Consider the following 11888-nt stretch of genomic DNA (forward strand, 5'->3'; position numbering starts at 1 on the left):
CCGTGGTTCGGCCGGAGAGTCCGGTCCGCCGGCAGCCCGAACGGGCTCGCCGGAGGGCGGGGCGATCTCCGAGGAAGCCTGGTCGGACGCGCTGTCGCTGCTCCGCGGCGGCTCCGGCGGGATCGTGCTGGCCTGCCACATCAACCCCGACGGGGACGCGCTGGGCAGCATGCTGGCGGCCGGGCTGGGCCTGCGTCAGCTGGGCATCAGCGTGCAGGCGTCGTTCAGCAACCCGTTCCGGCTGGCCCAGTCGCTGACCGCGATCGCCGGTCGTGAGCTGCTGGTGCCGCCGGAGGAGGTCAACGCCCGGCCGGACGTGCTGGTCACGTTCGACACCGGCAGCGTCGACCGGCTCGGCGATCTGGCCCCGCTGGTCTCGGCAGCCCGCGAGGTGATCGTCGTCGACCACCACGTCACGAACGCCGGGTTCGGCACCCGCAACCTGATCGACCCGCGGGCCGCGGCCACCGCGGTCGTCGTCGACGAGCTGCTCCGGCGGCTGGGCGTCACGCTCGACGCGGAGATGGCCGAGTGCCTGTACATCGGGCTCTCCACCGACACCGCGTCGTTCCGGGGCTCGGCCACGACCCCGTCGACGCACGAGCTCGCGGCCCGGCTGCTGGAGACCGGCATCCGCCCGGACGAGATCAGCCGCCGCCTCTACGACGCCCGCCCGATGCGGTCGCTGCACCTGCTGGCCGACGTCCTGGCCCGGGTGACGCTCGACCCGGCGGCGGCCGGCGGCGAGGGGCTGAGCTGGACCTACGTCCGCCAGGACGACCTGGCCCGGCACGGGCTCGGGATGGAGTGGGTCGAGGCCGTCGCGGACATGGTGCGCGGGTCCGAAGAGAGCACGGTCGCGATGGTCGTCAAGGAGATCGGCCCGGACGAGTGGTCGGTCTCGCTGCGCTCCCGCGGCCCGGTCGACGTCGGGGCGCTGTCGGTCCGGCTCGGCGGGGGCGGGCACCGGCTGGCCGCCGGGTTCACCGGCCACGGCCCGCTGGAGAGCGTCGTCGCCGAGGTCGTCGCCGCGCTGGCTCCGGTGCCGGTGACGTGACCAGCGGACTGGTCGTCGTCGACAAGCCGTCCGGAATGACCTCGCACGACGTCGTCAGCAAGGCGCGCAAGATCTTCCGCACGCGCAAGATCGGGCACGCGGGGACGCTCGACCCGATGGCGACCGGCGTCCTCGTGCTGGGCGTCGAACGCGCGACGAAGCTGCTCGGGCACCTGACGCTGACCGACAAGACCTACGTCGCCACGATCCGCCTCGGGTACGCGACGGTGACCGACGACGCGGAGGGCTCCCGCCTCGAGGGACCGGGCGCCTCGAACATCGGTCCGGACGACGTCCGGACCGCGATGAAGGACCTGACCGGGACGATCGACCAGGTGCCGTCCGCGGTCTCGGCGGTCAAGGTCGCCGGACGCCGGGCCTACGACCGGGTGCGGTCCGGCGAGGAGGTCGAGCTGGCCGCCCGCACGGTCACCGTCACCCGCTTCGACCTGCTGGCCGACCGGCGGCCGGAACCGGACCTGCTCGACCTCGACGTGATCGTCGAGTGCTCGTCCGGCACCTACGTCCGGGCGCTCGCCCGCGACCTCGGCCGGGCTCTGGGCACCGGCGGGCACCTCACCGCGCTGCGGCGCACCCGCGTCGGCCCGTTCACGATCGCCGAGGCCCGGACGCTGGAGCAACTGGCCGAGGCCGAGGAACCGGTCACACTCGACCTGGACGCGGCGGTGGCCACCGCGTTCCCGCGCCGGGACGTCGACGAGGGCGAAGCCACCGTGCTGGGCCACGGCGGCCGGCTCCCGACCACCGGCCTGACCGGCGTCTACGGCGTCTTCGGGCCGGACGGCCGGGTCGTCGCGCTGGTGCGCGAACGCGACGGCGCGACCCGTTCCGAGGTGGTGCTGCGCCCCTCCGGGTGAGCGCAGGCCGTTCCTATCGACGAACTAGGCTGGACGCAGACCGGGCTGGGCTAGGGAAGGCGGGCAAGCGTGCTGCGGTGGCGCGGGCTGGCGGAAAGCGCGCCGGACTGGAACCGGACCGTCGTGACGATCGGCGTCTTCGACGGGGTGCACCGGGGCCATCGGGCCCTGATCGAGGCGACCGTGCACGAGGCGGCCGCGCTCCTGCCGGTACCCCGGCCGGCCGGCGGTGAGCCCGCCGAGGCTCCGCCGGTCGTCGTCGTGACGTTCGACCCGCACCCGGAGGCGGTGCTCCACCCGGGCAAGGCGCCCGACCGGCTCACCACGCTCGACCACCGGGCCGTGCTGATCGAGGGCCTGGCCGCCGACGGGCTGGTCGTCGACGGGCTCTGCACGCTGCCGTTCACCGAGGAGCTGGCCGCGCTGGCCCCGGCCGACTTCGTCCGCACGGTTCTCGTCGAGCACCTGCGCGCGGCCGCGGTCGTCGTCGGGGAGGGCTTCCGGTTCGGGTACCGGGCGGCCGGCGACGTCGATCTGCTGCGCTCGCTCGGGGCCGAGTTCGGCTTCACGGTGCGTGCGGTCCCGCTGCTCACCGACGCCGAGGGCGTCGTCTCGAGCACCCGGATCCGCGCCGACGTGGAGACCGGCGACGTCGACCGGGCCGCCGCCGCGCTCGGCCGTCCGCATCGCGTCGAAGGGGTCGTCGTCCGCGGCGACCAGCGCGGACGGGAGCTCGGCTTCCCGACCGCGAACCTCTCGTCGCCGGCCTTCACCTCGGTGCCGGCCGACGGCGTCTACGCCGGCTGGCTGATCCGGGACCCGGCCCGGAGGGCCGGAGACCGGGAGACGCCGCTGCCCGCGGCGATCAGCATCGGGACGAACCCGACGTTCGCCGGCGAGCGGGCCCGCCGGGTCGAGGCCTACATCCTCGACTTCGACGAGGACATCTACGATGAGGCCGTCGCGGTCGACTTCGCGGCCAACCTCCGGCCGACGATCGCGTTCTCGTCCGTCGACGCGCTGATCACCCAGATGAACGCCGACGTCTCCCGAGTGCGTGAACTCCTGCTGGGTGCCTGATTCGTCGCTGAACATCATGGCTGGTAGCGTGGAGCTAACGCCGGGTGTACCCGGCGGTGTGCAGGCTGCCTCCGTGACAACGACCGGAGGCCACACCGAAGAGATTCAGGAGAGTCAGTGGCGCTCGCCGCAGACGTGAAGAAGCAGATCATCGCCGAGTACTCGACGGTGGACAACGACACCGGCTCCCCCGAGGTCCAGGTTGCGCTGCTGTCCCGGCGCATCAACGACCTGACCGAGCACATGAAGGCGCACAAGCACGACCACCACAGCCGCCGTGGGCTGCTGCTGCTGGTCGGCCGTCGTCGCCGGCTGTTGAACTACCTCGCCAAGACCGACATCAACCGCTACCGGTCGCTGATCGAGCGACTCGGCCTGCGTCGCTGACGTCAGAACGGGGAGCGACCCACCAGGGTCGCTCCCCGAAGCCGTACTAGGAGTACCGGACGAGTCGCGGATTCCCGCGCGTGCCGGCCGGTCCTCGGTAGTGCTTGCTTGTGACTCACGAGCCAGCTCGATCGAAGACCGGCACAGATGATGCCGCTCGGGTCCTCCGTATCGCCTGGTACGCAAACCAGGAGGATCCAACTACATGTCAGAACACACCGTGACCGAGGTCGTCGCGACCATCGACAACGGAAACCACCCGTCGCGCGAGATCCGGTTCAGCACCGGCCGTCTCGCCCGGCAGGCCGCCGGCTCGGCGACCGCGCAGCTCGGCGACACGCTCGTGCTGTCCGCGACGACCGCCTCGAAGAGCCCGAAGGAGCACTTCGACTTCTTCCCGCTCACGGTCGACGTCGAGGAGCGGATGTACGCCGCGGGCCGCATCCCCGGCTCGTTCTTCCGCCGCGAGGGTCGTCCCAGCGAGGACGCCATCCTCACCTGCCGTCTGATCGACCGCCCGCTGCGCCCGACGTTCGTCAAGGGCCTCCGCAACGAGGTCCAGGTCGTCGTGACGGTCATGTCGCTCGACCCGACGACGCTCTACGACGTCGTCGCGATCAACGCGGCCTCGCTCTCCACCCAGCTCGCCGGGCTGCCGTTCAACGGCCCGATCGGCGCTACCCGGGTGGCGTTCGTCGGCGGTGACTGGATCGCGTTCCCGACCCACGAGGAGCTCGCGACCGCGACCTTCGACATGGTCGTCGCCGGTCGGGTCACCGACGCCGGTGAGGTCGCGATCATGATGGTCGAGGCCGAGGCCACCGAGGGCACGATCGCGCTGGTCGCCGGCGGTGCTCCGGCGCCGACCGAGGACGTCGTCGCGGCCGGCCTCGAGGCCGCCAAGCCGGCCATCCGCAGCCTCGTCGAGGCCCAGGCCGAGCTCGCGGCCAAGGCCGCGAAGCCGACCGCGGACTACCCGGTCTTCCTCGACTACCAGGACGACGTCTACGACGCCGTCTCGGCCGCCGTCACCTCCGAGCTGGACGCCGCCCTGCGGATCGCCGGCAAGCAGGAGCGCGAGGCCGAGCTCGACCGGGTCAAGCTGGTCGCGGTCGAGCGGGTCGGCTCGCAGTTCGAGGGTCGCGAGAAGGAGATCGGCGGCGCGCTCAAGGCGCTCACCAAGAAGCTGATCCGCCAGCGCGTCCTGCGCGACAAGGTCCGCATCGACGGCCGTGGCCTCACCGACATCCGGACGCTGTCCGCCGAGGTCGAGGTCCTGCCGCGGGTGCACGGCTCGGCGCTGTTCGAGCGGGGCGAGACCCAGATCCTGGGCGTCACCACGCTGAACATGCTCCGGATGGAGCAGCAGCTCGACACGCTCTCGCCGGAGACGCGCAAGCGGTACATGCACAACTACAACTTCCCGCCGTACTCGACCGGTGAGACCGGCCGGGTGGGCTCGCCGAAGCGTCGCGAGATCGGTCACGGCGCGCTGGCCGAGCGGGCGCTGGTGCCGGTGCTGCCCTCGCGTGAGGAGTTCCCCTACGCGATCCGGCAGGTCTCCGAGGCGCTGGGCTCCAACGGCTCGACGTCGATGGGGTCGGTCTGCGCCTCAACCATGTCGCTGCTCAACGCGGGCGTGCCGCTGAAGGCGCCGGTCGCGGGCATCGCGATGGGCCTGATCAGCGACACCGTCGACGGCAAGACCGAGTACGTCGCGCTGACCGACATCCTCGGGGCGGAAGACGCCTACGGCGACATGGACTTCAAGGTCGCCGGCACCAAGGACTTCGTGACCGCGCTGCAGCTCGACACGAAGCTCGACGGCATCCCGTCCGAGGTGCTCGCGGGCGCGCTCACCCAGGCCAAGGAAGCCCGGCTGACGATCCTCGAGGTCATGGCCGAGGCGATCGACGGCCCGGACGAGATGAGCCCGTACGCGCCGCGCGTCACCACGGTGACGATCCCGGTCGACAAGATCGGCGCGGTCATCGGCCCCAAGGGCCAGATGATCAACTCGATCCAGGACGACACCGGCGCCGACATCACGATCGAGGACGACGGCACGATCTACGTCGGTGCCTCCGACGGTCCGTCGGCCCAGGCCGCGGTCGACCGCATCAACGCGATCGCCAACCCGACCATGCCGAAGATCGGCGAGCGCTACCTGGGCACGGTCGTGAAGACCGCGGCTTTCGGAGCTTTCGTCTCGTTGGTACCTGGCAAGGACGGCCTGGTCCACATCTCGAAGCTCGGCAACGGGAAGCGGATCGGCAAGGTGGAAGACGTCGTCAAGGTCGGCGACAAGATCCAGGTCGAGATCACCGACATCGACGCCCGCGGCAAGATCAGCCTGGTGCCGGTGAAGGACGAAGCGGCCGCGCCGGCTGCTCCGGCCGCGGACGCCGCGCCCGCTGAGACGCCTGCGTGACGTCTGGCTCCGGCGACGAACGGTACGGCGGCACCGTCCGCCGTACCGTCCTGCCGAACGGCCTGCGGGTCGTGACCGAGGCGCTGCCCACCGTGCGCAGCGTCTCGTTCGGCATCTGGGTGGGCATCGGCAGCCGGGACGAGACGCCCCGGCTGGCCGGTGCCTCGCACTTTCTCGAACACCTGCTGTTCAAGGGGACGCGCCGGCGAAGCGCCTGGGACATCTCGGCCGAGATCGAGGCCGTCGGCGGGGACACCAACGCGTTCACCGCGAAGGAATACACCTGCTACTACGCCCGGGTGCTCGACACCGACCTCCCGCTGGCCGTGGACGTCGTCTGCGACATGCTCTCGTCGTCGATCGTGAGCGGAGCGGACCTCGAGGTCGAGCGGCAGGTGATCCTCGAAGAGATCGCCATGCACGACGACGAGCCGTCCGACGTGGTGCACGACCTGTTCACGACCGCGCTCTACGGCGACCATCCGCTCGGGCGGCCGGTGATCGGCACGACCGAGTCGATCACCGCGATGAACCGCGACCAGGTGGCCGGGTTCTACCGGCGCCGGTACACGCCGCCGCAGCTGGTGGTGTCGGTGGCGGGCAACCTCGATCACGACGAGGTCGTGCGTCTGGTCTCGGCCGCGTTCCCCGACGGGCCTTCCTCGTCGCCGGCTCCACCGCGGCGGGGGCCGGCCGTGCGGCCGGCCGGAGGGACGCTGGCTGTGCGTCCCAAGGACACCGAGCAGGCCCACCTCGTGCTCGGCGTCCCCGCGCTCGACCGGCACGACGACCGCCGGTTCGCGCTCGGCGTGCTCGACCAGGCGCTCGGCGGCGGGATGAGCAGCCGGCTGTTCCAGGAGATCCGGGAGCGGCGCGGGCTCGCGTACTCGGTCGGCTCGTACGACACCCAGTACGCCGACGCCGGCCTGTTCGGCATCTACGCCGGGTGCACGCCGGCGCGGGCCCAGGACGTCCTCGAACTGATGCGGATCGAACTCGACAAGGTGGCCGCGGACGGCCTCACCGACGAGGAGATCCGGCGTGGTAAGGGCATGTGGCGCGGCGGGACCGTGCTGGGCCTGGAAGACACGTACTCGCGGATGAGCCGCAACGGCAAGGCCCAGCTCGTCTACGGCGACGTCCTGCCGATCGACGACGTGCTGGCCCGGATCGACGCGGTGACCGCCGCCGAGGTGCACGAGATCGCGGCCGAGCTGTTCTCGGGCCCGGCCACGCTGAGCGTCGTCGGGCCGTTCGGCGAGGGCGACTTCGCCGGGTTCGATCTGCGCGGCCCGGGCGGTAGCGTGGCCGAGGCCGCGCGGCGGGTGCAGCCACCCTCGGAAGGACGGTCGTAGACGTGGGAGCGACACGGGTCGGCGTGATCGGGGCGCAGGGGCGGATGGGCGCCGAGACGGTGCGCGCACTGTCCGAGGCGACCGACCTCGAGCTGGTGGCCGCGGTCGGGTCGGGAGATTCGCTGTCGCTGCTGGCCGAGTCCCAGGCCCAGGTGGCCGTCGAGTTCACCCGGCCGGACGTCGTGATGGACAACATCCGCTGGTGCGTCGAGCACGGCGTCCACGTGGTGACCGGCACGACGGGGTTCACGGCCGAGCGTCTGGACACCGTGCGCGGCTGGCTGGCGACGGCGCCGTCGGTGGGCGTCGCCGTCGTGCCGAACTTCGCGCTCGGCGCGGTGCTCATGATGCGGTTCGCGGAGATGGCGGCCCGCTACTTCGAGTCCGTCGAGATCGTCGAGATGCACCACCCGCAGAAGGTCGACGCGCCGAGCGGGACCGCGCGGCTGACCGCGGAGCGGATCGCCGCGGCCCGGGCCGACGCGGGCCTGGGCCCGATCCCGGACGCGACGGCCTCGGCCGTCGAGGGCGCGCGGGGCGCGTCGATCGACGGGATCCCGGTGCACTCGATCCGGGCCCGTGGCCTGGTCGCGCACCAGGAGGTGCTGTTCGGCGCGGCGGGGGAGACGCTGACGATCCGGCACGACTCGTTCGACCGCGCGTCATTCATGCCCGGCGTGCTGCTGTCGGTGCGCCGGGTGGTCGACCGGCCGGGGCTGACCGTCGGGCTCGATCCGCTCCTGGACTCATGAGGGCGCGGTTGACCGTCGCCGTTCTGGTGGCGGTGCTGGCCGTGTACCTGCTGCTGGCGGTGGACCGGGCGCTGATCATGCTGCGGACCGGCGACGTGGTGCTGGTCGTGCTGGGAGTGGCCATGCTGGCGCTGCCGGTGCTGGGCGGCTGGCTGGTCTGGCTGGAGATCCTGTTCGGACGCAACGCCCAGCGGCTGGCCGACGAACTGGCCGAGGAGGGTGGTCTGCCGGTCGACGACCTGCCCCGCCGTCCGTCCGGGCGGCCGGTGCGTTCGGCGGCCGACTCCCGCTTCGCGCAGCGTCGGGCCGAGGTGGAGGAAGACCCGGACGACTGGCGTCGCTGGTTCCGGCTGGGCCTGGCCTACGACGACGCCGGTGATCGGCGCCGGGCCCGGGGCGCGCTGCGAAAAGCGATCGCTTTGCACGGAACGGGAGAATCTGTAGGGAACCTGTGAGCGGTGCTCGGCCGTTGACGGGGGAACAGACGACCGACCAGGAGGTTTCCGCGGTGGCCATGATCTGTCCGAAGTGCCAAGCGCCGATGCGACAGTACGAACGGGCCGGCGTCACCATCGATCAGTGCAGTGAGTGCCGGGGCATCTTCCTCGACCGGGGCGAGCTGGAGCGGCTCGTCGACGCGGAAGACAAGTACGGGCGCGGGGCGCCTCAGCCGCCTACGCCCGGGTATCCGTCGCAGCAGTACCCGTCGCACGGGGCGCCGGGGTACGGGGCTCCGGGGTACGGGCAGCCGGCGTATCCGTCACACGGGTCGTCGCACGGGTCGCACGGGGGCTATGGGGCCTATGGGCACCACGGGCACCGGCGCCACCGGGGGCACCGTCGGCACAAGTCGCTGTTCGACGATCTGTTCGGTTAGAGCTCGACGATCAGGCGCAGTTCGGGGACCTCGGTGCCGTCCATGTCGAGCACCCGGCCCACGCCGTCGGGGGCCCACCCGGCGGACTGGAGGAACGAGCGCGTCGCCTGATCGGCGTCGAGGGCCCAGGCCACGGCCTTGGTGAACCCGTCCGCTCGGGCGATGTCGGCCACGGCAGCCAGCAAGCGGCTGCCGTGGCCGCGCCGTCCCCAGCGCGGCTCGACCAGCAGAGCGCCGATGACCAGCGCGTTCGCGTCCCACTCGCCGGCCGCGGTCGCGCTCTCGGACGCGTACCCCGGGCCGACCAGATCTTCGCCGGTGGCCGGGCCGGTGGCGGTGAACCCGACCGTGGCATCGCCCTCGTAGGCGATCAGCACGTGGTGGCGCGGGGTCGGCGGCTCGACGATCGCCGAACGCCACTGCGCGGCCACCTCGTCCTCGTCCAAGGAATCGAGGACGGAGGCCGGGATCACCTGAGCGTACGCAGTACGCCAGGTGGAGAGCTGGATCCGGGCCACGGCGGGGGCGTCGTCCGGCCGGGCCGGACGAACGAAGGCATCGACCACGACGGAGAGCCTATTCTGTCGGTGGGGGCGGGCAGACTGGGCGCGTGACCGAGACGATGCAGACGCTGTCGGCGGCGGAGGCGCGGAGGGCCGCGCTGGCCGCGCAGGGGTTCGCCGATCCGCGGCCGAGCGGGGTGCCCGGGGGCCGGGCGGTCCGGCGCGTGCTCGACCGGGTGGGGCTGTTCCAGATCGACTCGGTGAACGTGCTCGTCCGCTCGCACTACCTGCCGCTGTTCGCCCGCCTCGGCGCGTACCCGCCGCTCCAGCTGGAGAAGCTCGCCTACCAGCCGCCCCGCCGCGTGTTCGAGTACTGGGCCCACGAGGCGTCGTTGCTGCCGGTCGAGGTGCAGCCGCTGTTCCGCTGGCGGATGGCCGAGGCGCACGAGAAGGCCTGGGGCGGCATGCGCCGGATCGCGGCCGAGAAACCCGAGCTGGTGGCCAAGGTGCGCACGACGCTCGAGGAGCGCGGCCCGATGACCGCGGGCGAGCTGGAGGCCGAGAACGGTCCGCGGGCGCCCCGCTCCGGTCCGTGGTGGGACTGGCGAGACAGCAAGCTCGCGCTGGAGTACCTGTTCTGGGCCGGCGAGGTCAGCACCGTAGACCGGCGCAACTTCGAGCGTCGGTACGACATCACCGAGCGCGTCCTCCCGTCCGAGGTACTCGCGACGCCGACGCCCGACCGCCCCACCGCGTTCCGCGAGCTGATCCGGCTGGCCGCTCGCTCCCTGGGCGTGGCCACCGAGCCCGACCTGCGCGACTACTACCGGCTCAAGCCCGACCAGTCCAAGCCGGCGGTGGCCGAGCTGGTGGAGGAGGGAGCGCTCGTCCCGGTCCGCGTCGAGGGCTGGCGAGACGTCGCGTACCTGGCCGCCGACGCCCGGGTGCCCCGCCGGGTGAGCGCCACGGCGCTGCTGTCGCCGTTCGATTCGCTGGTGTGGTTCCGGCCGCGTACCGAGCGGATGTTCGGGTTCCGGTACCGGCTGGAGATCTACACGCCGGCGGCCCAGCGGGTGCACGGGTACTACGTCCTGCCGTTCCTGTACCGGGGGCAGCTGGTGGGCCGGGTGGATCTGAAGGCCGACCGGGCCGCGGGGGTTCTGCGGGTGCCGGGAGCGTTCGGCGAGCCGGCGTTGCAGGGGATGGGGGTTCGTCGGCGGCAGCTCGCGGGGGAGGCGGTGGAGGGGTTGGCGGGGGAGTTGAAGGGGTTGGCGGGGTGGTTGGGGCTCGAGGGGGTTGAGGTTGTTCCGAACGGGGATTTGGCTGGGCCGTTGATGGGGGCGTTGCTGGCGCGGTGAGGCTCAGGCCCGGGGGCCCGGGGGCCCGGGGGCCCGGGGGCCCGGGGCCTGGGGCGGGGGCCCGGGGCGGGGGGCGGCTGGGGCGGGGGCCGCCGGGGCGGGTGCTGCGGCCTTGCGGGGTGGTGATCCGGGTCGGGCCGGCGGTCCCTCCTTTCGGGCGGCTCCGCTTTCGCGGAGGATTCCCGCGCCTGATGGTCCTCGGTCTGTGCACCTGCTGGGCTGCACCTCCTGCGCCGCACCTGCTCCGCGACCCCTGCTGGCTGCGCCGGCTGGGCTGCGCCGGCTGGGCTGCGCCGGCTGGGCTGCGCCCGCTCCGCGGGCGCGTCTGCTGGGCCGCTCGCTTGGCCGCGCCGATTTCGGCGCACCCAGTCGGCCGGGCCGCGTCCCTCCGGCGGGCCCGCCCCGGCGGAGGGACCCCTCGGCCGGGCTCCGGCTCGGAGGAGTTGCACCTCGGCGGGTCGGCACCTCCGCTGCGGACGCCGGCCGGCACGCCCCAGCCCCGGGTGTCCGGAGCCGGACGACCGAGGTCGGGGCTCGCTGTGCGCGTGTATCGTCGCCACAGAGCGATCGGAGGAGAACGGATGCTCGAGCAGGCGGGAGCCCCCGGGCCGCTGGCCGCGGCCGGCGGCCCGAACGCACCGACCGCACCCAACGCCCCCACCCCACACCCCGAGAGCCACCCCTACCAAGACCAGACCTGGTCCTACGTCCCCGCGAGCCGCTTCGAGCGCATCCTGCACGCGGCCTGGACGAAACCCTCCTGGCTGGCCCCGCTCGCGATCCTCGGCTGCGTCGGCGCCGCCTGCACCTACGTGCTGCAGAACGACCCGACCGACACGCAGCTCGATCCGCTCGGGCCGTGCGCGTTCAAGCTGCTCACCGGGCTCGACTGCCCGGGCTGCGGCGGCACCCGGATGGTCTGGTACCTGCTGCACGGCAACGTCGCGCAGGCGGCGCGCTACCACATCGTCGCTCTGGTGGCGGTGCCGATCCTGGCCTACGCGTACGTCGCGTTCGCCGCGAAGCGGCTGGCCGGGATCAAGCTACCGACGAAGCGGATCCCACTCATCGCGGTCTTCGGCTACCTCGTCTTCTGGATGGTTTTCGCCGTGTTGCGCAACCTTCCTTGGGCCCCGTTCGACTGGTTCTTCGTATCCTGACCTGCGAACCCGAGAGAACGCCCCAGAAAACACGCAGCTAGGAGACCCCC

12 protein-coding genes are annotated in these 11888 nt (G+C 72.3%); 11 read left to right on the plus strand and 1 reads right to left on the minus strand.

Annotation, left to right across the window (positions count from 1 at the left end; all coding sequences use genetic code 11):
- Window positions 1-64: 64 nt before the first annotated feature.
- The 9 genes from FL583_RS40885 (at window position 65) to FL583_RS12700 (ending at window position 8817) form a co-directional block, all read left to right on the plus strand.
- Window positions 65-1057: a DHH family phosphoesterase gene (locus tag FL583_RS40885; RefSeq protein WP_420843136.1), complete on the plus strand. Its 993-nt coding sequence runs from the start codon at window positions 65-67 to the stop codon at window positions 1055-1057.
- Entirely contained in the window at window positions 1054-1935 is an 882-nt protein-coding gene (truB, locus tag FL583_RS12665; RefSeq protein ID WP_240746665.1) for a tRNA pseudouridine(55) synthase TruB, read from the plus strand. Before FL583_RS40885 ends, truB begins: the two co-directional genes overlap by 4 nt.
- A 69-nt stretch (window positions 1936-2004) precedes the next feature.
- Window positions 2005-3015, plus strand: a complete 1011-nt coding sequence (locus FL583_RS12670) for a bifunctional riboflavin kinase/FAD synthetase (RefSeq protein WP_142704787.1) — start codon at window positions 2005-2007, stop codon at window positions 3013-3015.
- Window positions 3016-3132: 117 nt separating this feature from the next.
- Window positions 3133-3402 (plus strand): 30S ribosomal protein S15, encoded by a 270-nt coding sequence (gene rpsO / locus FL583_RS12675; RefSeq protein ID WP_073251069.1) that lies wholly within the window; start codon window positions 3133-3135, stop codon window positions 3400-3402.
- Between the two features lie 205 nt (window positions 3403-3607).
- Window positions 3608-5833: a polyribonucleotide nucleotidyltransferase gene (locus FL583_RS12680; protein WP_142704788.1), complete on the plus strand. Its 2226-nt coding sequence runs from the start codon at window positions 3608-3610 to the stop codon at window positions 5831-5833.
- Window positions 5830-7188, plus strand: a complete 1359-nt coding sequence (locus FL583_RS12685) for a M16 family metallopeptidase (protein WP_142704789.1) — start codon at window positions 5830-5832, stop codon at window positions 7186-7188. The genes FL583_RS12680 and FL583_RS12685 overlap by 4 nt, the downstream gene beginning before the upstream one ends.
- Before the next feature lie 2 nt (window positions 7189-7190).
- Entirely contained in the window at window positions 7191-7940 is a 750-nt protein-coding gene (gene dapB / locus FL583_RS12690) for a 4-hydroxy-tetrahydrodipicolinate reductase (protein ID WP_142704790.1), read from the plus strand.
- Window positions 7937-8395 carry a tetratricopeptide repeat protein gene (locus FL583_RS12695; RefSeq protein ID WP_142704791.1) on the plus strand — a complete coding sequence of 153 codons (459 nt, stop codon included), beginning with the start codon at window positions 7937-7939 and terminating at the stop codon, window positions 8393-8395. Before dapB ends, FL583_RS12695 begins: the two co-directional genes overlap by 4 nt.
- Window positions 8396-8454: 59 nt before the next feature.
- Entirely contained in the window at window positions 8455-8817 is a 363-nt protein-coding gene (locus tag FL583_RS12700) for a TFIIB-type zinc ribbon-containing protein (RefSeq protein ID WP_142704868.1), read from the plus strand.
- On the opposite strand, the gene FL583_RS12705 is transcribed toward FL583_RS12700, so the two are convergent.
- Complete coding sequence (locus FL583_RS12705) at window positions 8814-9383, minus strand: GNAT family N-acetyltransferase (protein ID WP_142704792.1); 570 nt, start codon at window positions 9381-9383, stop codon at window positions 8814-8816. The two genes, FL583_RS12700 and FL583_RS12705, sit on opposite strands and share 4 nt — an antisense overlap.
- Window positions 9384-9439: 56 nt before the next feature.
- Here FL583_RS12705 and FL583_RS12710 point away from each other — a divergent pair, with 56 nt between their 5' ends.
- Both FL583_RS12710 and FL583_RS12715 read left to right on the plus strand, forming a co-directional pair.
- Complete coding sequence (locus FL583_RS12710; protein ID WP_142704869.1) at window positions 9440-10678, plus strand: winged helix-turn-helix domain-containing protein; 1239 nt, start codon at window positions 9440-9442, stop codon at window positions 10676-10678.
- Between the two features lie 581 nt (window positions 10679-11259).
- Complete coding sequence (locus tag FL583_RS12715) at window positions 11260-11838, plus strand: DUF2752 domain-containing protein (protein WP_142704793.1); 579 nt, start codon at window positions 11260-11262, stop codon at window positions 11836-11838.
- The last annotated feature ends 50 nt before the right edge of the window (window positions 11839-11888 follow it).

The organism is Cryptosporangium phraense, assembly GCF_006912135.1.
Taxonomy (GTDB): Bacteria; Actinomycetota; Actinomycetes; order Mycobacteriales; family Cryptosporangiaceae; genus Cryptosporangium; species Cryptosporangium phraense.

Coding starts and splice junctions, on each gene's coding strand:
- FL583_RS12715 (WP_142704793.1), top strand. CDS start 11,260: ATGCTCGAGCAGGCGGGAGCCCCCGGGCCGCTGGCCGCGGCCGGCGGC.
- FL583_RS12700 (WP_142704868.1), top strand. CDS start 8,455: ATGATCTGTCCGAAGTGCCAAGCGCCGATGCGACAGTACGAACGGGCC.
- FL583_RS12695 (WP_142704791.1), top strand. CDS start 7,937: ATGAGGGCGCGGTTGACCGTCGCCGTTCTGGTGGCGGTGCTGGCCGTG.
- FL583_RS12710 (WP_142704869.1), top strand. CDS start 9,440: ATGCAGACGCTGTCGGCGGCGGAGGCGCGGAGGGCCGCGCTGGCCGCG.
- FL583_RS12680 (WP_142704788.1), top strand. CDS start 3,608: ATGTCAGAACACACCGTGACCGAGGTCGTCGCGACCATCGACAACGGA.